Origin of the sequence: Paenibacillus sp. UNC496MF, from assembly GCF_900113915.1 — a bacterium.
In the GTDB taxonomy this organism is placed as follows: Bacteria; Bacillota; Bacilli; order Paenibacillales; family Paenibacillaceae; genus Paenibacillus_Z; species Paenibacillus_Z artemisiicola.
The window spans coordinates 271,513-291,737 of sequence record NZ_FORE01000013.1; the positions used below are offsets into that span (position 1 = coordinate 271,513).

At 62.9% G+C, this 20,225-nt stretch carries 19 protein-coding genes; 3 read left to right on the top strand and 16 right to left on the bottom strand.

Annotated features, from left to right (window positions below; genetic code table 11):
* Positions 1–40 precede the first annotated feature (40 nt).
* Entirely contained in the window at positions 41–937 is an 897-nt protein-coding gene (locus BMZ79_RS24275; RefSeq protein WP_090645084.1) for an ankyrin repeat domain-containing protein, read from the top strand.
* A gap of 395 nt (positions 938–1,332) precedes the next feature.
* Here the strand turns inward: BMZ79_RS24275 and BMZ79_RS24280 are convergent, their stop codons facing one another.
* From BMZ79_RS24280 to queF, 3 genes are all read right to left on the bottom strand, one after another.
* A complete protein-coding gene (locus tag BMZ79_RS24280; protein ID WP_090645087.1) occupies positions 1,333–1,833 on the bottom strand; it encodes a DinB family protein in 501 nt (166 codons plus the stop codon).
* 251 nt (positions 1,834–2,084) lie between these two features.
* Positions 2,085–3,311, bottom strand: a complete 1,227-nt coding sequence (locus BMZ79_RS24285) for an MFS transporter (RefSeq protein WP_371263784.1) — start codon at positions 3,309–3,311, stop codon at positions 2,085–2,087.
* A 115-nt stretch (positions 3,312–3,426) separates the two neighbouring features.
* Entirely contained in the window at positions 3,427–3,924 is a 498-nt protein-coding gene (gene queF / locus BMZ79_RS24290) for a preQ(1) synthase (protein WP_090645093.1), read from the bottom strand.
* A gap of 104 nt (positions 3,925–4,028) precedes the next feature.
* Here queF and BMZ79_RS24295 point away from each other — a divergent pair, with 104 nt between their 5' ends.
* A complete protein-coding gene (locus BMZ79_RS24295; RefSeq protein WP_090645095.1) occupies positions 4,029–4,544 on the top strand; it encodes a DinB family protein in 516 nt (171 codons plus the stop codon).
* Positions 4,545–4,624: 80 nt separating this feature from the next.
* Here BMZ79_RS24295 and deoC read toward each other — a convergent pair whose 3' ends face one another.
* The 7 genes from deoC to BMZ79_RS24330 all read right to left on the bottom strand — a co-directional run bounded on the left by deoC (position 4,625) and on the right by BMZ79_RS24330 (position 11,761).
* Complete coding sequence (gene deoC, locus BMZ79_RS24300; RefSeq protein WP_090645098.1) at positions 4,625–5,308, bottom strand: deoxyribose-phosphate aldolase; 684 nt, start codon at positions 5,306–5,308, stop codon at positions 4,625–4,627.
* A gap of 28 nt (positions 5,309–5,336) precedes the next feature.
* Positions 5,337–6,236 carry a sugar-binding transcriptional regulator gene (locus BMZ79_RS24305; protein WP_305728356.1) on the bottom strand — a complete coding sequence of 300 codons (900 nt, stop codon included), beginning with the start codon at positions 6,234–6,236 and terminating at the stop codon, positions 5,337–5,339.
* A 90-nt stretch (positions 6,237–6,326) separates the two neighbouring features.
* Positions 6,327–7,283, bottom strand: coding sequence for an ABC transporter permease (locus BMZ79_RS24310; RefSeq protein ID WP_090645104.1), 957 nt, complete (start codon positions 7,281–7,283; stop codon positions 6,327–6,329).
* A gap of 3 nt (positions 7,284–7,286) precedes the next feature.
* On the bottom strand, positions 7,287–8,366 hold the full coding sequence (locus BMZ79_RS24315; RefSeq protein WP_090645107.1) for an ABC transporter permease: 1,080 nt from the start codon (positions 8,364–8,366) through the stop codon (positions 7,287–7,289).
* Positions 8,363–9,886 carry an ABC transporter ATP-binding protein gene (locus BMZ79_RS24320; protein ID WP_090645110.1) on the bottom strand — a complete coding sequence of 508 codons (1,524 nt, stop codon included), beginning with the start codon at positions 9,884–9,886 and terminating at the stop codon, positions 8,363–8,365. The genes BMZ79_RS24315 and BMZ79_RS24320 overlap by 4 nt, the downstream gene beginning before the upstream one ends.
* Positions 9,887–9,984: 98 nt before the next feature.
* Entirely contained in the window at positions 9,985–11,121 is a 1,137-nt protein-coding gene (locus BMZ79_RS24325; protein WP_090645113.1) for a BMP family ABC transporter substrate-binding protein, read from the bottom strand.
* A 253-nt stretch (positions 11,122–11,374) separates the two neighbouring features.
* Complete coding sequence (locus BMZ79_RS24330; protein ID WP_090645116.1) at positions 11,375–11,761, bottom strand: SMU1112c/YaeR family gloxylase I-like metalloprotein; 387 nt, start codon at positions 11,759–11,761, stop codon at positions 11,375–11,377.
* A gap of 212 nt (positions 11,762–11,973) precedes the next feature.
* Here BMZ79_RS24330 and BMZ79_RS24335 point away from each other — a divergent pair, with 212 nt between their 5' ends.
* Positions 11,974–12,201: a hypothetical protein gene (locus BMZ79_RS24335; RefSeq protein ID WP_256253070.1), complete on the top strand. Its 228-nt coding sequence runs from the start codon at positions 11,974–11,976 to the stop codon at positions 12,199–12,201.
* A 117-nt stretch (positions 12,202–12,318) separates the two neighbouring features.
* Here BMZ79_RS24335 and BMZ79_RS24340 read toward each other — a convergent pair whose 3' ends face one another.
* The 6 genes from BMZ79_RS24340 to BMZ79_RS24365 form a co-directional block, all read right to left on the bottom strand.
* Positions 12,319–14,445 carry an acyltransferase family protein gene (locus tag BMZ79_RS24340; RefSeq protein WP_090645119.1) on the bottom strand — a complete coding sequence of 709 codons (2,127 nt, stop codon included), beginning with the start codon at positions 14,443–14,445 and terminating at the stop codon, positions 12,319–12,321.
* A gap of 673 nt (positions 14,446–15,118) precedes the next feature.
* Positions 15,119–16,225 (bottom strand): N-acetylmuramoyl-L-alanine amidase family protein, encoded by a 1,107-nt coding sequence (locus BMZ79_RS24345; protein WP_177222301.1) that lies wholly within the window; start codon positions 16,223–16,225, stop codon positions 15,119–15,121.
* 412 nt (positions 16,226–16,637) lie between these two features.
* Positions 16,638–17,168 carry a hypothetical protein gene (locus BMZ79_RS24350; RefSeq protein WP_090645124.1) on the bottom strand — a complete coding sequence of 177 codons (531 nt, stop codon included), beginning with the start codon at positions 17,166–17,168 and terminating at the stop codon, positions 16,638–16,640.
* A 108-nt stretch (positions 17,169–17,276) separates the two neighbouring features.
* Complete coding sequence (locus BMZ79_RS24355; protein ID WP_090645128.1) at positions 17,277–17,789, bottom strand: hypothetical protein; 513 nt, start codon at positions 17,787–17,789, stop codon at positions 17,277–17,279.
* 123 nt (positions 17,790–17,912) lie between these two features.
* Positions 17,913–18,836 (bottom strand): SMP-30/gluconolactonase/LRE family protein, encoded by a 924-nt coding sequence (locus BMZ79_RS24360; protein ID WP_090645131.1) that lies wholly within the window; start codon positions 18,834–18,836, stop codon positions 17,913–17,915.
* Between the two features lie 7 nt (positions 18,837–18,843).
* Positions 18,844–20,001 (bottom strand): mandelate racemase/muconate lactonizing enzyme family protein, encoded by a 1,158-nt coding sequence (locus BMZ79_RS24365; protein WP_177222302.1) that lies wholly within the window; start codon positions 19,999–20,001, stop codon positions 18,844–18,846.
* Positions 20,002–20,225 lie beyond the last annotated feature (224 nt).

Below are 20,225 nucleotides of genomic sequence, written 5' to 3' on the forward strand. Positions count from 1 at the left end.
GCGCTTAACCTGTCCTGCCCAAAAAAAGGAGCGATGCCTCATGAACGAACGAGAACGTCCGGATGACCGGCCGGTCGACGAACGTCTGCAAGAGATTTACGGCGCCGCCTACCGCGCCGTTAAGAACGGCGAACCCGAGCGGCTGCGAACCTTGCTCGCGGCGCGGCCCGAGCTGGCCGCCGCCCGTTCCGTCCAAGGCCGCACGCTGCTGCATCACCTGTGCGACTGGCCCGGTCACTATCCGCGTCGGCTGGAAACGGCGCGGATTCTGATCGACGCCGGCGCCGACGTCAATGCCCGCGCGATCGATCCGGCGGGCGGCGAGACCGCGCTCCAATGGGCGGCGAGCAACGACGACGCGGCGATGGCGGCCTTCCTCATCGACGCCGGAGCGCCGGTCGACGGCCTGGACGACGACCGCCGGCCGCTCGCGCAGGCGATCTGGTACGGCTGCGGCAGCGTACGGGAGCTGCTGCTCCGCCGGGGCGCCGCGCTCGACCTGGAGCTTGCGGCGGCCGTCGGCCGCGTCGACCTGCTGCCCGGCTTCTTCGGCGCGGACGGCGCGCTGCTGCCGGCCGCCGGCCGGCACCGCGAGCCGGTCAACGTCCCGATTCCCGGCGGTCCGAAGCCGGAGGAGCTGCCGCAGCAGGCGCTGATCTACGCGGCGATCGGCGGCAGCGCGGCATGCGCCGCGTACTTGCTCGACCGCGGCACGGACGTGAACGGCACGCCGTCCGGCTTCGACCGGATGGGCGCCGCGGCGCTGCATTGGGCGGCGGCCGGCACCGAGGCCGCGCTGACGGAGCTGCTGCTCGCCCGGGGCGCGGATCTCGCGCTGAAGGACGCCCGCTACGGCAGCACGCCGCTCGGCTGGGCGCGTCATTTCGGGCGCCGCGACATGGAAGCCCTTCTGCTGCGGGCGGGCGCCGCGGAATGACGGCCGCCGCATATGGCAAGATCCCGCCCTGCTTGAACGGCAGGACGGGATCTTTACATTTTCTTCGGGAAATCGTCACGGGACGATAACGGTCCGTTAACAGACGCGCGGTAAGATCAAGGTAGATGCATTTGCCTTGGGAGGGAACTCTTTGCCATGAAGCGCGTTCGCAATTTGAAATCACGGCTTCAGAAATGGAAATCGGCGTGGAGAGCGCTGCAAAACAGCCAAATGCCGCAAACCGCCTAATCCAGCGCGGCTTAACCGGCCGATTCGCCGGACCAAAAAACCGAAAGACCGCACGCGCCCCGTATCGGGGACGCTGCGGTCTTTCGGTTTTCGCGTTGCGCGGCGTTTCATCGCATCATCGAATGCGTTCCGTCGATGGCGCCCGTTTACTTCGTCGGGGCCGGGACGCCCATCGCTTCCCACTCGGTCTTGGACGGACCGTAGACGCCCGCGACGGGCACGCCCGCCTGGCGCATCAGCACCGTCAGCTGGCCGCGATGATGAATTTCGTGCTTGATGAAGAGGTAGAGCGTCAGGCCGTTCGGCCATTGCTGCCCGAACATGTCGTTGACCTCCGTCAGCTTGTCGTCGCCCCACGCCGCGGCCGCTTCCAGCAGCGACGCCGTCGTCTCGCGGTATGCCCGCGCGATGGCCGCCGCCGAATGCGGCGGCTCCGCGTCCGTCGGCGGCGCGCTGAAGCGCAGGCCCGTTCTTTGCACCATGCCGGCGTCGTCGTGCACGAGATGCCACGCGACGTGGCCCAGCGTCCGGTAGCCGGGCGCGACCGGCTGCTTGAGCGATTCGTCCGTGAGCGCGTCCAACAGCTTCTGCGTGGATTGGGATTCCATCCGGTACTCCTCGATGAATGCATTTACGCTTGTGAACATCTTCGATCTCCTCCAATTGGTCCTTCTTGTCAGGTGCTGTCTTCACTATAGCACGGTTCCCCTGACAACGGCCTGTCAGTCGATTCCGAAGTCTACTCCCGCGTCTTCTTCATTCGGCTCGTCCGCCGTCCGGCCGGCTCGGCGTATAGCGAATGTACACGCATGAAAAAAACCGTCTCGCGCGCGAGACGGTTTCCGCCGTTCTTCCTATATGCTTTATTTCCTTCATTGTTCCCATGCGCGCTCGCCGTTCACCCGTGGCGCGCGGCGACGGCTGCCTTGCCGTGATTGCGCAGCCGGAACAGCACGGCCGACAGCAGCAGCGCGGCGCCGTTGATCACGAAGATCCAGCGGATCGGGATCCAGCCGCCGAGGAGTCCGCCGAGAATCGGACCCGCCATCGTCGCGATTTGCGAGGATGACTGGTTCAGGCTGAACGCCCGGCCGCGGAAATCCGATTCCGTCGACTGCACGATCATCGCGTTGATGGCCGGGTTGACGGCCGCGAAGAACAGCCCGTAGCCGAAGCGCAGAATGCCGAAGCCGATGTAATTCGTGACGAGCACCTGCAGGATGTTGCCGATGCCGCTGCCGATCAGGCCGACGAACAGCACCTTCTCGTAGCCGACCCTCCGGCCGATCTTCCCCCAGCGCGGCGCCATGATGACGGTGGCGATGCCGACCGCCGAGAAGATGATGCCGGAGCTGAGCGAGGCGCTTTCCTTGGAGACGCCCATGCGCAGCACGTAGACCGTGATCAGCGGCTCCAGAATCATGACGCTGAACGTGCTGATCGCCACCATGAGAAGCAGCAGCGAGAACGTCCGGTTCGACAGCGCGTGCTTCAGGTCGTCCCGCACGTGCGAGCGGGCGGCTTTCCGGTTGAAGTTCTGCTCCTTCGCGAAGAAGGTGGCGATGAGCGCGGAGACGAGCACGATGGCGCTGGAGAACAGGAACGCCTCGCGGTTGCCGAAGTAATGGCTGACCACGCCGCCGACGAGCGGTCCGAGAATGCTCCCCGTCGCCCCGGCCGTCGACATGATGCCGAGCGCGTAGCCCGTTTTCTCCTCCGGCGTGTTGGTCGCGACGAGCGCGATGGACGCGGGCACGAAGCCGGCCAGCAGCCCTTGGAAAATCCTTATGACCAGGAACAGATACGGGTCATGAACGAAATAATTGACCAAATACAGCGCGGCCAGGCTGAAGCCCGACCGGATGAGCATGGGCTTGCGTCCGTACTTGTCGGCGAGCGAGCCCCAGTAGGGCGAGATGAGCGCGCTTGCCAAAAACGTAATGCCGAAGGCGATGCCGGACCACGCCTCCAAGTGATGCTCCACGCCGAGCTCCGTGTTCAGGAAGATCGGCAGGAACGGAATCGAGATGGAGTAGGCCATGCTGCAGAAAAATACGCCGGTCCAAAGCACGAAGAGGTTGCGCTCCCATGAGAATTTCATTGCTGCAGCCACGTCCTTTCGCAAGATCGTTCTCTCCCGCGGGAGAGAATTCTTTCGGGGCAAGTAGCGGCTTATCGTATGAAAGTCGCCGGGTCTTGGTTACGGTCGGAAGGAAAATCCGCGCGAGCGCGGTCCTGCCTTAACGGTTGTCCACTTTCTCCGGATACAGGTCGTGATTCATCAGGCGGTAGTTCGCCATTTCCTCGTATTTGGTGCCCGGCCGGCCCCAGTTCGTGTACGGATCGATCGAGATGCCGCCGCGCGGGGTGAACTTGCCCCACACTTCGATGTAGCGCGGGTTCATCAGCGCGATGAGGTCGTTCATGATGATGTTCATGCAGTCCTCGTGGAAGTCGCCGTGGTTGCGGAAGCTGAACAGGTACAGCTTGAGCGACTTGCTCTCCACCATTTTCACGTCGGGGATGTACGAGATGTAGAGGGACGCGAAATCCGGCTGGCCGGTGATGGGGCAGAGGCTCGTGAATTCCGGGGTGTTGAACTTGACGAAATAGTCCCGCCCGACATGCTTGTTGTCGAACGTCTCCAGCACGTCCGGGCTGTAGGTGAACAGGTACTGCGTGCCCTGGTTGCCCAGGTGGGAAATGCCGGTCAATTCTTCTTTGGATCTTCCTGCCATTTTGGAAAACACTCCTTGTCTTTACTGTGTACGAGGGTTACGCTTGTTCTTGTAGCTTACACCCTATCGCGCCGAACATTCAACCATTTAAGGAGATGACGCCCATGCTTCAACGACCGGCCGCCGACGAATTCGGCGGGCATTTCGACATCTATATCGGGCTTGTCGAAGGCGATGTCCTGACGACGCTCGAAGACAACCGCAAGCAACTCGCCGCGCTGTACGCCGCCATGACGGACAGCCAGGCGCTGTACCGCTACGCCCCGGGCAAATGGAGCCTGAAGGAAATGCTCGGCCACCTCGCCGACACCGAGCGCATCATGAGCTACCGCATGCTGCGCATCGCGCGCGGCGATACGACGCCGCTGCCGGGCTTCGAGCAGGACGACTACGTGGCCCGGGCCGGCTTCGACGGCCTCTCCGTCGCGCGGCTGCTGGCCGACTACGAGGCGGTCCGCGCGTCGACGCTCTCGCTCATCGGCACGATCGCGCCGGAAGCCTGGGCGCGCAAAGGCACGGCCAGCGGCACGACGATGTCCGCCCGCGCGTTCGCGCATGTCATCGCGGGACACGAACTGCATCATCTGGCGATCATCCGCGGGCAATATTTGAATGCCTGATCGAATACCCGGACAAAAACGATCGAGAGAGGTGCAGCCGCTGCACCTCTCTCGCCATTCGTACGGCTATGGTCTTGTCCTTAATAGCCTTCGCCCGTGCCGCCGCCGACGATCGCCACGCTGGCGCTCGCGCCGATGCGCGTCGCGCCCGCCGCGATCAAGGCGCGGACCGTCTCCAGGTCGCGCACCCCGCCGGACGCCTTCACGCCCATCTCCGGGCCGACCGCCTCGCGCATGAGCGCGATGTCCTTCACGGTCGCCCCGCCCGGGCCGAAGCCCGTCGACGTCTTGACGTAATCCGCGCCCGCGCGCTTGCAGATCGCGCAGGCCGTGACCTTCTCTTCGTCCGTCAGCAGCCCCACTTCCAGGATGACCTTGAGCAGCGCGCGGCCCTTGCACGCCTCCGCCAAAGCCCGCACGTCCTGCTCCACCGCCGCGAAGCGTCCGGATTTCAAGGCGCCGACGTTCAGCACCATATCGATCTCCGTCGCCCCCGAGGCGATCGCGTCGCGCGCTTCCGCGACCTTCGCGAACGTCGTGGTCGCGCCGAGCGGGAAGCCGATGACCGTCGTTATGCCGACGCCGGTCCCCTTCAATTGCTCCGCCGCTTCCGGCACCCAGTACGGGTTGACGCACACGGTCGCGAACCCGTTCTGCTTCGCCTCCGCGCACAGCTTCACGATGCCCGAGAACGTCGCTTCCGGCTTCAGCAAGGTATGGTCAAAGTAGGCGGCGAGCGCCGCTCCTGCCAATTCGTTACTCATGATGATCCGTTCCTTCTTTCTTGTGGGTTTATGGGCGCTCCATCAAATATTTGGCGGTGAACTGGTCGGTAATGAGCACGTTCACGTATCTGCCGCGCAGCGCCCCGTAGATGCCGTCGACTTTCCGGATGCCGCCCGCCACGAGTATGGACTGCTCCTTCTTCTTCAGGTCGTTCAAATCGATGCCGATCGTGCGCTGATCGAGCTCCTGCGAGCAAATCGTGCCGTTGATGTTGATGTAGCGGGAGCAGATGTCCCCCGCGCCCTTCTCCATGATCAGCCTCAATTCCGGTTCGCTGAAGTAGTTCGCTTTGATCAGGACCGAATCTTCCGTCGGCGCGCCGACCGTCACCATCGCAATATTCGCTTTTTTGCCAAGTTCCAAAATATTCCGAATATGCCTGTCGGTCTCGATCGTCTTCTTGACGATCGGATGGTCGACGATGGCCGGGAGGGGGATGAAGTAGGGGACGGTATGGAACGCTTTGCCGAACAGGCTGATGATCTCGCTCGCGTACGTGCTCGTCTCGGAATGGCTGACGCCTCCGTTCAGCTGCACGACCTTGACGTCCTTCACGTGCTTGTCCTGCAGGTTCAGCGCGACCTCGTACAGCGTCGTTCCCCACGTCGCCGCCACGATGTCCCCGTCCTTGATGACATTATCCAGATATTTCGCGCCCGCCGTGCCGAGATATTTCTTGACGACGGCGTCCGTGTAGTTCGGGACGTTGACGATCACGACTTTTTTGAGCCCGAATTTGCGTTCGATTTTGCCGGCGAGCACGTCGTTGTTCTCGAACGGGTCGATGATGTTGATGACCACGTAGCCTTCTTCCTTGGCCTGCTGGATGAACCGGCTGACCGTCGGTCTGGACACGCCGAGCTGTTTGGCGATTTCCTGCTGACTGTAATCCAACTGGTAATACATCCGAACGGCGTCAAGCATCTTGCCTCGTTTATCGTCTGTGCGTTCGTCAAACATCGGTTCTCCACTCCCCTGTCCATCGCTGGCGTTTGTTTACCGTTTGCCGGAATCGAAAACCTCCCCAGCTGCTTTCGGCGCCTGCGAGCTCTTGGAGAAAATGACGAGCGCGACCAACGTCACGACGTACGGGAACAGCTGCAAAATGACCGGCGGAATATGCTGCAGCGCCGGAATGACCTGCGAGACGTTCGCGAACGTGCTCGCGAAGCCGAAGAACAGCGTTGCCGCCAGGATGCCGAGCGGCCGCCACTGGCCGAAGATCAGCGCAGCCAGGGACAGGAAGCCGAGGCCCGCCACCGTGCCGGTGAATTCGCCGGCGATCGTCACGAGCAGAATCGCCCCGCCCAAGGACGCGAACCCGCCCGAGATCATGACCCCGATGTACCGCATCCGGTACACGTTGACGCCGGCCGCTTCCGCCGCTTGCGGATATTCGCCGCACGCGCGCAGACGCAGGCCGAACGGCGTCTTCTTCAGCACGAACGCGCTCAGGAGCACGACGAGCAGGATGAGCCAGGTCGTCCAGTACGTCTTGGAGAAGATGAGCGGTCCGAGGATCGGAATATGCGACAGCCCCGGCACGTCGAAGGGCTGGAAGCCGCTCGTCAGCCGGATGTTGCCGCTGCCCGTGATGTTCCGGGACAGGAAGACCGTGATCGCGCCGGCGATCATGTTGATCGCCGTGCCGCTGATGACCTGGTTGGCGCTCAGATGCACGCTCGCGAACGCGTGGAGCAGCGAGAACAGCACGCCGGCGACGATCGCCAGCAGCAGGCCGACCCAGATCGCGGCGACCGTATGGTCCGGCCAAGCCGCCTGCAGCTTGCTGATCGACAGCGCGCCGATGAAGGAGCCGATGACCATGAGCCCTTCAAGCCCGATATTGACGACGCCGCTTCGTTCGCTGAACAAGCCGCCGAGCGCGGTGATGAGCAGCGGGATGGTGAACATGATCGCATACGGGAAAATTTGTTCGATAGTCGTCCACATGGGCTAAGCGTTCTCCTTTCCGCTGACCGGACCGCCCTTGGCGGCCGCCGTCCGCCGGCGGTTGATCAGCCACGTGATCAGCCGGTTCATCAGGACGCTGGTCGCGGCGAAATAAATGATGATCGCGATGATGGAGTCCGCGATTTCCGGCGGAATTTCCGTCATGGCGTTCATGAAGCCGCGGCCGGAGTACAGCAGGCCGAAGAACAGCGCCGAGATCAATACGCCGAGCGGCGAATTCGCGCCCAAGAGCGAGACGGCGATGCCGTCGTAGCCTTGGCTCGGCAGAACGCCGATCTGGATGTTCGCGCCGTTGCCCGCGTACTGCGCCAGGCCGCCGAGGCCGGCGAGCGCGCCGGAGATGAGCATCGACGTAATGATGCTGCGGTTGACCGGGATGCCCGCGTATTCCGCGGAATGGCGGTTATAGCCGACCGCCTTGAGCTCGTAGCCGAGCGTCGTTTTGTTGATGACGAACGCGATGATAAGGACCGCGATCACCGCGATGAACAAGCCGAGATTGATGTACGAGCCGCCGAACATGTCGGAGAGGAACGCCGATTTGAGCGTCGCCTTGTCCGGCAGCAGGCGGGATTCCGTCTCGACGGACTCCGCCTTCAGGTACGCCGGCACCGCGTAATAGATCGTCCAGTAGGCGATCCAGTTCATCATGATCGTGGAGACGACCTCGTGCACGTTGAAGCGCGCCTTCAGCAGGCCCGGGATGAACGCCCACACCGCGCCGCCGAGAATCGCGGCCAGGATCATCATCGCGAGCAGCAGCGGCCGCGCCGTATCGACGTTCAGGCCGACGACCGTCGCGCAGAAGCCGCCGAACAGCATTTGGCCCGCGGCCCCGATATTGAACAGGCCGGTCCGGAACGCGAACGCGACCGACAGCCCCGTGAAGATGAGCGGGGTTCCCGTCGCGAGCGTATCGCCGAAGCGCGACGGATTTTTCAGGCCGCCCTGAAACAGGTATTTGTAGCCCTGAATCGGATCATGCCCGGTCGCCGCCATCAGGATGGCGCCGCCGATCAGGCCGAATAGCACGGCGCACAGGGATATGATGACGTTTCTCATTGTGCTCCCCCTTTGCCGACGCCGGCCATCATGAGGCCGATTTCTTGTTCGTTCGTCTCCGCCGCGTTCACGACGCCGATCAGCTCGCCGTTGTTCACGACGGCGATCCGGTCGGAGACGTTCAGCACCTCGTCGAGCTCGAGCGAGATGAGCAGGACGGCTTTGCCTTTGTCCCGGTGCTCGATCAGCCGCTTATGGATATATTCGATGGATCCGACGTCGAGGCCGCGCGTCGGCTGCACGGCGATGAGCAGCGACGGGTTCAGCTCGATCTCGCGCCCGATGATCGCCTTCTGCTGGTTGCCGCCGGACAGCGAGCGGGAGACGGACAGCGGACCGCGGCCGGAGCGCACGTCGAAGCTGCTCAGAATGTCGCTCGCGTACTTGCGGATGGCCGAACGCTTCAGGATGCCGCCTTTCGAGAACGGCTCCTTGTTGTACACCTCGAGAATCATGTTGTCCTCCAAGGTGTAGTCGAGCACGAGCCCGCGCTTCTGGCGGTCTTCCGGGATATGCGCGATGCCCTTGTCGATCCGCTCGCGGATGGAGTCGCGGACGATGTCCTTGCCTTCCAGCAGGATGGCTCCGCTTTCCGCCTTGCGCAGTCCCGTGATCGCCTCGACGAGCTCCGTCTGCCCGTTGCCCTCGACGCCCGCGATGCCGACGATTTCCCCGGCGCGCACGTCGAGCGAGAAGTCTTTCAGACCCGCGACGTTCTTGTTGTTCTTGACGGTGAGATGATCCAGCTTCAGGATGACGTCGCCCGGCTTGCCGGCCGTCTTCTCGACTTTGAACGATACGCCGCGGCCGACCATCATTTCCGCCATTTGCGCCTCGCTCGTCGTCTTCACGTCCACCGTGCCGATCGTCTTGCCGCGCCGGATGACGGTGCAGCGGTCGGCGGCCGCCTTGATTTCCTTCAGCTTGTGGGTAATGACGATGATCGATTTGCCCTCTTTGACCAAATTAAGCATGATTTTGATGAGTTCTTCGATCTCCTTCGGCGTCAGCACCGCGGACGGCTCGTCCAAAATCAGCACTTCGGCGTTGCGGTACAGCATCTTCAGAATCTCGACCCGCTGCTGCATGCCGACGGAGATGTCTTCGATCTTCGCGTGCGGATCCACGTTCAGGCCGTAATGCTTCGATAGCTGTTCGATCTTGCGCGCGGCGGCTTGGATGTTGAGGGTGCCCATGCGCGTAAGCTCGTTGCCGAGAATGATGTTTTCGGTCACGGTAAAGTTGCTCACCAGCTTGAAATGCTGGTGGACCATGCCGATGCCGAAATTGTTCGCTACGTTGGGATTGGCGATCTTCACGGGCGCGCCGTTGATGTTGATCGTTCCTTTATCCGGCTGGTACATGCCGAACAGAATGCTCATCAGCGTCGACTTGCCGGCGCCGTTCTCGCCGAGCAGCGCGTGGATTTCGCCTCTGCGGAGCTGCAGCGTGATGTCGTCGTTCGCGACGACGCCGGGGAATTCTTTGCGTATATGGAGCATTTCCACTACAAAATCCATTCGTTCGCTCACCTTTTTCGCATAAAGATCGTAACAAGCAACCAAAAAGAGACGGATGAACCCGTCTCTTCATGGATATGGCCTGCTTATGGCACAGCTTACTTGATCAGGCTGCCTTGCTCGGCCGCGACTTTGATTTCGCCGCTTTTCAGCTTCGCGATCACGTCGTTCACCTTCGTTACCGTCTCGTCGGCGAGGTTCGGGTTCTTGTCCGGAATGCCCACGCCGTCGTTCTTGATGTCGAAGGTCAGCGTTTGGCCGCCGGGGAACGAGCCTTCTTGGTTCGCTTTCACCATATCGAAGGAAGCTTCGGATACTTTTTTCATCGCGGACGTCAGGATGACGGATTTGTCGCCCTCGTAGACGCCTTCTTGATATTGGTCGCCGTCGACGCCGATGATCCACGCCGTTTTGCCGGCTTTCACGCGCGTCTTCGCTTCGTTGATCGCGCCTACGCCTACGCCGCCAGCCGCCGTGAAGATGACGTTGACGCCGCGGTCGTACATTTGGGCCGCCAGTTGGCCGCCTGCCGCGGAGTTGTCGAAGCTGCCTTGGTACACGACGTTTTCTTTCTTGATGTTAAGCTTCGTGCCGAGGTTGTCGTTCGCGTATTTCACGCCTTGCTGGAAGCCCCAGTTGTACTTCTGGACCGGCGGGATTTCCATGCCGCCGATGAAGCCGGCTTCGCCTTCTTTCAACTGCAGCGCGGTCGCGACGCCGGCGATGAAGCCGGATTCATGCTCCGCGAAGAAGATCGATACCGTGTTTTCGCCGACCTTCGGCGTCGGGTCTTCCGCCGTGTGCGGCGAGCCGTCGATCAGGACGAATTTCGCGTCCTTGTACTTGTCCTGCGCGGCAAAGATCGCCGTTTCGAATTTAAAGCCCGGCACGACGATCATTTTGAAGCCCGCGTCGTACAGGTTGCCGATTTCCTTCAGATAGTCGGCTTCGGTCGTGCCGGCCGGCTTCAGGTATTTGTCGTCGATGCCGAGTTCTTTTTTCGCGCGCTCCAGGCCTTCCCACGTGCCTTGGTTGAAGGACTTGTCGTCGATCGTGCCGGAGTCCGTGACCATGCCGGCCTTGAACGAAGCTTTCGTTCCGCCGTTGTTCGCGCCGCCGTTCGATCCCGCGTTAGATCCCGCGTTCGAACCGTTGCTGCCGCCTTTGTTGCTGCCGCATGCCGCCAATGCAAGAACTAACATGCAAAGTACGAGCAAGCTTAGTGTTTTCTTCATGTCTTTACCGCCCCATTCCCTTAATAATAGATGTGTTGACGCCCCTGCCCTGAACATTTGTAAAAAACGACTTTTAGCATTTGTTTGCGTATGTATCAAATATAAGGGGAAATTGTCGTTTTGTAAACTAGTTTTCTCGGGTAGAACGCCTTCTTCTGCCTCGTCGCGTTAGATTTATTAACACGATGTTCACATATGTGCATTCGCGTCGTTAGTATCCCCGAAATGCTGGAATTCTTCCAAAATGCTGCCGCTATTTTTGCACGAATTCGAGCGGCAGCCCGTCGGGATCCGCGATGAAGGTGAATGCTTTGCCGGTCAGCGGATCGATGCGGATCGGCTCCACGGCGATCCCCTGCGCCTCCAGCTCCCCGGCAACCGCTTGGACGTCGTCCACCTCGAACGCGAGATGGCGGAGTCCGCGCGCCTCCGGCCGGTCGATTCGTTCCGGCGGGTTCGGGAACGAGAACAGCTCGATCTGGTAATCGCCGCCGATGGCCAGGTCGAGCTTGTAGGAATCCCGCTCCGCCCGGTACGTCTCGGCCGCGATCTCCATGCCGAGCACCTCCGTGTAAAACCGCTTCGACCGCTCGTAATCCGAGCAAATGATGGCGACATGATGGATTTTGTTCAATTTCATTCCGGTCCACTCCTATTCGCGGTAGTCTCTCCCGACGGGCCTGCCTAGCTAACGGACGGCTCGTCCCGAACCAGTATACCGTATTTTGGCAAAAAATCCTCGACATTCTTTGCGCGTGCCGGGCATTCGCCGGTTCCGGGCCGGCGCCCGGGACATCGGATGCCGAAGCCCGCTCTCCACAATCGGGGCGACCAAGGAGCGATGTCCATGTTATGCCCAATCCGGCGACCGGCGGCATGCCGCTGGAGCAAAAAGCGGCCTATCTCGTCGGCAGGCCCGTCGGCTTCTCCCTGCGGAGCGGCCAAGGCGCGTCCGCCAAGCTGTGCGGCGTGCAGGGCGGCGAAGCGTACGTGCTGCAGTACTTGTACGCCTCCCAGTTCGCCACCTTCCACTACCCGTTCGACCAAATCAACGCTATTTACCCGTACCCCGACTGCTGAAAACCGAACGGCAGCCCGCAAGACCGCGAGTCCGCCGCGGGCACGCGTTGTTCGCCGGCCGGCGGCTGCCTCGGCGACGCACGGCAAAAAGAGAGGCCGGCCGGGCCTCTCTTTCGTTTAGTTCAACGATCCGACGATCAGCTTCGCGAAAAATTCCCCGCCGCTCCGTTTCAGGTGAACGCCGTCCTTGCCGAAGAAATCCTCGTGGACCTTGCTGGCCGTATACCAGTCGATCAGCTTCAAGCCCGGCGTCCCGGCCACGGTATCGGCGAGCATGCCGTTGACGGCGTCCTGCCATTTGCGCGGCACGCGCGTGTTGACGAAATAGATCGCATGGCCGTCGCCGATCGCGTCCAGGAGCGCGTTCAACTGCTTCTGCGTGAAGGAGCCGTTCGTGCCCAGCTCGATGACGACCGTCTTGCCGAGCCGCTTCCGCTGCTTCAGGTCGGCTACGACGTCGTCCGCCTGCGACAGCTGGCGTCCGACCATGCCGTCGACGACGATGCCCGGGACGAGCTCCTCGAGAAACGGCTTCGCGTCCAATATGACGGAGTCCCCGATGACCGTGATGCCGTCCGTGGCGATCGGAGGCGCCGGCGGCTGCGACGTCTGCCCCCCGCCGCCTGTGCTTCCGGGCGGCTTCGACCCGCCATGCGCCGCCGCGTCGTCCGGCTTGCCGGCGGATTCCCCGGCGCCGTTAGCGGCTCCGCCGTTCGCTGCCGGGCTGCCGGAGGCATCGCCGCCGGCGCCGGCATCGTGGCCGACGGCACCGCCGCCGCCGGCCGGCTTGCCGCTGCCGCCGCTTGCGCCATCCCCGGCGCTCCCGGCGCCGGAACCGGCCGGCGGCGTCGCGCTGCCGGCGCCGGCCGGCTTCGTGCCGGCGGATCCGGCATCGTGGTTTGCCGAGCCGGATCCCGGCGGAACGGCCGGCGTGCCCGTTCCGTTGCTAGCGGTATTCTCGCCGCCGGCCGGCACCACGCCGGCATCCGCCGTTTGGCCGGCATGGGCCGGCGACTTGCCGTCGTCTCCTTGGACGAGATTGCTTTGACTGGAGCAGGAGACGCTGGCGACGACCAAGACGCAGATGCATGCCAGCATCAACCCGCGGCGCCGCCCGGCCAGCCGCTGGCGGCCGCCCGTCCGCAGCCCGGCGAACAGCCGTCCGAGCGCCCCATGGCGGATCGGTTCTTCCACGTAGCGCCACGACAGCTCGGCCAGCGCGACGGACGCGAGCACCTGCAGCGCCGCGCGCAGCGGATGGAACTCGTCGGCCTCGGCCGCCGGCGTGCTCAGCGCGATGACGGGATAATGATAGAGATAAATGCCGTACGAGCGGGCTCCGAGCCATTGGAGCGCCTTGCTCCCGACGACGCGGGCAAGCCCGCTCGCCGGATGCGCCATCGCGGCCACGACCGCCGCCGTGGCGAGCGAGAGCACGACCATGCCGCCGCGGTACAGGAACGCGTCGTATTCGCCGACCGTCGCGATCATCAGCGCCACTGCGGCGAGCCCGGCGGTCCCGACCGCGTCGATGGCCAGCTTGCCGCGGCGCGAGGTTGATCCGCGCAGCTTCCAGCTCGGCCAGACGACCGCAAGCGCGGCGCCGATCAGGAGGCCGAACGCCCGCGTGTCCGTGCCGTAATAGACGCGGCTCGGATCGAGGCCCGGGACGTAGAGCAGCGCCATCAGCCCCGCGGACGCCGCCGCGCCGGCGAGAATCGCCAGCAGCAGCCGGCCCCGCGTCTTCAAAGCGCCGACCAGGAAGACGAGCGCCAGCGGCCAGACGAGGTAAAACTGTTCTTCCACCGCGAGCGACCAGAGATGGCCGAGCGGCGACGGCGGACCGAAGCTTTCGAAATACGAGACGTCGTGAAAGATCAGCCGCCAATTGCTATAGTACAGCAGCGCCGACGCGATCTCGCCCTTCATGGCCGCCAGCCGCCCGGGATCCGCGGCCAGCAGCCACCCGGAGACGAGCGCGAGCATGACCAGCATCGCCGGCAGCAGCCGCCGCGCGCGACGAAGCCAGAAATCGCGCAGGTCGAGCCGTCCTGCCTTCGCGTGCTGCTTCAGTAAAATGTCCGTAATGAGGTAGCCGGAAAGGACGAAGAATATGCCGACGCCGAGCAGACCGCCTGGCACCCGCGGGAGGTTAAGATGATACGCGATGACCGCGATGACCGCGATCGCCCGCAACCCGTCGAGCCCCGGCATGTACCGGCTGCTTCCGAATGGTTTTGGCATGAAACATTCTCCTTCCAGAAGGGGAATCTCGGCCCCTCTTGCTGTCTGAATTACCGCTGTAATCGGCTACATGGACGATTATAGAACGCCAAGAATTGCATGTCGTTACAGAAGAGTTACAACCCGGTGTCAGCTTGGAAACGGAGCCGGCGGCACGGTCGTAACCGGTTGTCGTGGCAGCGTCAACGGCAACGCGCGCGGCGGCGGCCGCTCGCAAAGAACCGCGTGCCGAGCGATCGCAACCGGCAGCAAGCAGGGCTCGGCTCGCGACTCGATCCGGCACGAACGGTGTATTTCCGGTCTGACGGGGCGTTCCCGTAACGCCCTCCGTTGGATGCAAGGCCAAAAAGACCTTCCGGGCCGCTAGCGCATCGGCATTGGAAGGTCTTCACGAGGGATTCGTTCGATTGTCGGTCGGGTTCGGCCCGTTATACGAAGCGTACGTTCTCTGTTCGTGGCACGACGCCGAGCGAGCGGGGCCAAACGCCTCGAACGCCGACCCCTCGCAGTCGCTCAACGAAATTGTTTGATGGACAGACCGCATGGAGGCTCACCGAGCCGGCTAATGCATGCGCCACCAAATGGGAAAGGCCTTCAGCACGCTGCTGAAGGCCTTTCCGGTTACCGGCGGGCAGCGCGGGCGGCGTCGCCGTCCGCGGCCGCGCCGCGGGTCCTAATTAAAATAATCCGCCACGCCCCGGGCGATGGCCGCCGCGGCGTTCCGCTGGTACGAGGAGCCGCGGACGATCGACTCGTCCTTCGCGTTCGAGAGGAAGCCGAGCTCCACGAGCGTCGCCACGGTATCGTTCTCCCGCAGCACGTACAGGTCGCCGAACGACAGCCCGTTGCTGCGCAGGCCGATGCCGGACCGATCCAGCTGCGACTCGATCGCCGACGCGAGCGGACGGTCCTTCTTGTCGGAATAGAAGAACGTGAGCGTGCCGCTCGTCCGCTTCACGGACGAGTTGTAATGGATGCTGACGAACGCGTCCGCGCGGTTGGACTCGCTGACCTGCACGCGTTCCGACAGCTCCGGCTTCACGTCCGTCGTGCGCGTCATGATCACTTTCGCCCCGAGGCGCTGCAATTCCTGCCGCAGATACTCCGCGGTGCTCAGCGTCAGCGTCTTCTCCTTCGTCTCGTACGTCGTGCCGATCATGCCGGGATCGCTGCCGCCGTGCCCGGCGTCCACGACGATCAGCTTGCCCCGGATGCCGGTGCCGGACGAAGCATGCTGGACCTGGACCTCGGCTTTATCGACGTAATCCTTCGATACCCAGCCGTTCATCTGCCCGGGCGTGCGGATTTTCAGCCAATCGCTCTGGCTGCCCGTGACGGTCACCTGATCGCCCTGCTTGAGCGAGCCGACCGTCTTGTAGCTGGTCCCCGGGCCGGACCGGATGCGCAGCGAATCCGCCGTGACGACCGCCAGGGATCCCGGACCCGTGCCGACCTTGCCGCCCGTCGGGGTCGAACTCGCCGCTTGGCCGCCGGACGTCTTGTTCAGCAGGTAGCCGGCCGCGTAGCCGCTCAGCTTGTTCCGCTTGACCTGGACCCAGCCTTCGTCGTCCTCTTCCGTGACCGTGACGACGTCCCCGGACTTGAGCTGTCCCACGACGGATGCCTGCAGGGACGGCTCGCTTCGAATATTCAGCACGGCGGTGCCCACTTTCGCCTGATAAGGAAACTTGTTGGTCGCCGCGACGTCGACGGCATGCCAGCCGAATCCGCCGACGAGAACCGCTACGATGAGTGCCAGACCGATCATTTTCGTTCGCATAGATTCTCCTTCCGGTGATTGAAAAGGTAGATTACCATTATAGCAGGCGCTGGAAGATTCCAACATCCTAAAATGTTCCCGATTTTCGCGGAGGGTAAAGTTCATGACCATCCGCCTACGGGTCGTCCGCGGCGAGCCCTCGTTCCGGCCGCTCTTCCGTGTATTGTATATCGGCCGGAAGGCGGGGAAGTTTAACGGTTCGGCTCGCGGGAGCGACGCAGCGCTTCCTGCGGGAGATTGCCATGCCTGGAAGGCAGCAGCCGCAAAAACGAGATCGGGCCGGCCGACGCGAAACGGGCCGGCTTATCCGCCGGACCGTTCCAAGGCAGGCGATCCGCTTGTCGCGCCCGGCGGGACCGGCGATCGTTCGCCGATCGACGCCGTGCGGTTCGATGCGACGCCTTGAATCGCCTTATTCGCCGCCCGCGGCGTGCGCCTCGAGCGCGTCCAGCGACTTCAGCATATGCTCGATCAGGCCGGGCAGGTCTTCCATCTGCTCCTCGTTGATTTTGCGGTTGAAATGCACCTCGACTTCGTTCTGGTAGCCGGGATCGGCTTCGCCATACATATAGCTGATCGTTTGCGTCGGGGGCATCTCCGGCTGCCAAATGTCCGTCAGCCGCTCCTCCACGAAGGCGCAGGTGCGGCCGACGTCCTCGACGGCCATGAAGAACCGCAGCCGAAGCGCGCAGCCCGGCGCGGCTCCCTGCTGGTCGAGAATTTCCGCGGCCAGTTCCTTCAGCGACGCCTCCAGGCGGATTTCGGCGGTGATTCCGCTGCCCTGCGCGAGCGTGAACTGCAGCGCGAACACGCGGGCCATGACGGCCATTTCCAGCCGGTCCACGCGGTGGGTGACGACGACGCGGCCGTCCAAATTATCCAGATCGTACACATAGTTTTCGACGGCGACCTTCAAGTTATCGAATACGGTGGGATCGAACATGCGCGGGTCAGCTCCTTTTCCGCTAATCGCAAGATCTGTCCTTGTTCTTTTACGCCATGAACGGCGAAAAACCCTTCCACGGCCGCGGAAGGGCATGAATCGAATCGGTTACGGGATGAACTGCTGCACGATCCGGACGACCTTGCCGCCCTTCATCGTCAGATGATACGGGTAATTGCTCACGTCGAGCACCTCGTTGTTGCGGTAGATGGCGTTGAACTTGGCCAGCGGGATCGACTGGTTCCATTCGGTCGTCGCGTCCACCAGGCTGCCGGTGCGATCGTATATTTGCATCAATACGGTCGCCTGCGGGTCCACCGCGACCGTTTCGAGCGTTTCGTCCTTGTTCACGATGTAGTAGCCGTCCGGGGCGCCGTCCAGGCCGGAATCCGGTTCTTCCTTCAGGAACTGTTCGTCCGCGGTCTTCCCTTCGTACCATTGGATCGGGTCGACCCGCAGCGTCTCCTTGCCGTCCTTGACGTCGATGCCGCGGATAAAGACCGTGACCGTGTCCGCCGTTTGCTTGACGGGCGTGTATTCGTTATCCACCGCCGACGCCGTCGACACGCAAGCCAGCAACCCCAAAGCGGCAAGCGCGCTCCCCATGACATGCCTTTTCATCGAACCCCAGCTCCTCGCGGGCGGACGCGGCTTTTCCCGGCGATTCCGCTCTTGTCTTCTACCTCTACTATACCCTAATTCCGATAGTTTGATAGCCGACCCGAGGCGGGTTTTAGCTAAAGTTTACCTAAACTTGGGGCGGGGTCGGAACGGATGCGTCGGGGTCCCTTTCACGCCCGGCCGGAACGTGAAAATGCCGCCCGCGTGCGGCTGCTCCGCGAGCTGCTCCGGCGATAGGCCGATGCGCGCCGTCGTGATGTACAGGACGTCCAGCGCGTCGCCGCCGAAGACGCACGACGTCGCCTTCGCCGCGGGCACGTAGACGGCGCCCAGCTTCTCGCCCGTCCGCGGATTCCAGCGGGACACCTGCCAGCCGCCCCAATGGGCGATCCAGAGCATGCCCTCGGCGTCGATGGTCATGCCGTCCGGCGCGCCTTCCTCCGTCGCGAAATCGATGATAATGCGCGGATTCGCGATGGTGCCGGCAGCCGCGTCGTAATCGAACGCCGTCACGGTGCCCTTCATGGAATCGATGTAGTACATTTCCGTCTCGTCCGCGTTCCAGGCGATGCCGTTCGATACGCCGACGTCCCCGTGCGCCTTGCGGCAGGCGAGATCGTTGTCCAGCACGTACAGCGAGCCGGCGACGTTCACTTCGGCGTCCTCCATCGTCCCGGCCCAGAAGCGGCCGGCGGCATCGCATTTGCCGTCGTTGAACCGGTTCGCCGGCCGGTCGGCCTCCGGATCGGCGACGGGCGTCAACTCGCCCGTCCGGCAATCGTAGCGCTCGAAGCCGTCGCGCGTGGTGAGGTAGACCGTTTCGCCGTCCGCCGCGTCGCAGACGACGGCGCCGACGGACTTCCCGATCGTGAACCGTTCGTCCGCGCCGGACCGGATATCCAGCCTGCCGAAGGCGCAGCCCTGAATGTCCACCCAATACAGCTTGCCTTGCTCCGCGTTCCAGTGCGGCCCTTCCGCCAGCACCGCTTTCGCGTCCAGCAGCAGCTCCGCCGCCTCCGCGAATTGTTCCGCCTTCATCTGCGTCATCGCCTCGTCACTCCTCGATTTGGACGGTCTCCCGCTTTTCCCAGCCCTGCTTGAACAGCGGCAGCCAGTTGCCCACTTGGTACGGATGCTTGTCGATCTCCGCGAGATTCAGCTCGACGCCGAGGCCCGGACCTTCCGGCGGGGTCAGATAGCCGTTCTGTACCTTCAGCGCCGGCATCAGCACCTGCTCCTCCCACGGCTCATTGAACTCGTCGAATATTTCGTGCAGGAAGAAATTCGGCGTCGCCATGTTCAGGTGGCTGCACACGACGGAGCAGACGGGTCCTTGCGCGCTGTGCGGCGCCGTCACGCCGTTGTGGGCATGCACCATGCCGCACACCTGCTTGGACGCGGCGATGCCGAGAAACTGCGGCTCGAGCTGGATGATATGAACCGCGTCGTGCTTGAGCAGCTCCGCGAACTGTTCGCGGGAGTAATAATCCTCGCCGCAGGCGACGGGAACCGGGCTGCGGCGCGCCACTTCCACCATGGACGACACGAGATGCGGCGGCACCGGCGCCTCGAACCAGGTCGGCTCGTACTTCAGCATCGCGTCCGCGAACTGCAGCGCCGTGCTCACGCTGAATCGGTTATGGCCCTCGATGAGAATGTCCACGTCCGGGCCGACCGCTTCCCGCACCGCGGCGATGTTGTCGAGCGCCAAGGCAAAATCCTGCCGCGTCACCGTGCGCCACGCCGCGCCGAAGGGATCGAATTTGAGCGCGGTATAGCCTTTGGCCGCGGCGAGCTTGGCCTTCTCGTGGAAATTCTCAGGCGTGTTCGGTCCGCGGTACCAGCCGTTGGCGTAGGCGCGCAGCTTATCGTGGCATTTGCCGCCGAGGAGTTTGTACAGCGGCTGGTTGGTCGCCTTGCCCATGATGTCCCAGCAAGCGGTTTCAATCGCCGCCAGCGCGGAGCCTTGGATTTGCCCGCCGTCCGAGTAGACGTCGCGGAACAGCCTTAGGCTGATCGTCTCGACGTCGAACGGATCGCGCCCGATCACGAGGTGCTTCAGCTCGTGAATGGCGGCTTCCACCGTCTTGGCGAAGCCGTTCAGCGTCCCTTCGCCGAGCCCGGTCAAGCCCTCGTCGGTGTCCACGAGCACGAACAGCCAATTCTTCCACGGATTGCCCAAAATAAACGTACGAATGCCGGTAATCTTCATGCGTAGCGTCTCTCCCTTGCGCGTAGTGTACCTGCCAGCTTCACCGTAGCACGCAGCATCGGAACGCACAAGATGTATGACTTGTATACATGAGGCGATTGGTTTGCGTGTACCGACGGATGTCGGGACATGCAGCATTCGCCTGCTTCGGGAGCATAAGATTGGTTTGCGTAAGGCGATTGGTTTGCGTTCACTGTCGCAAGACAGGGAATGCAGCATTCGCC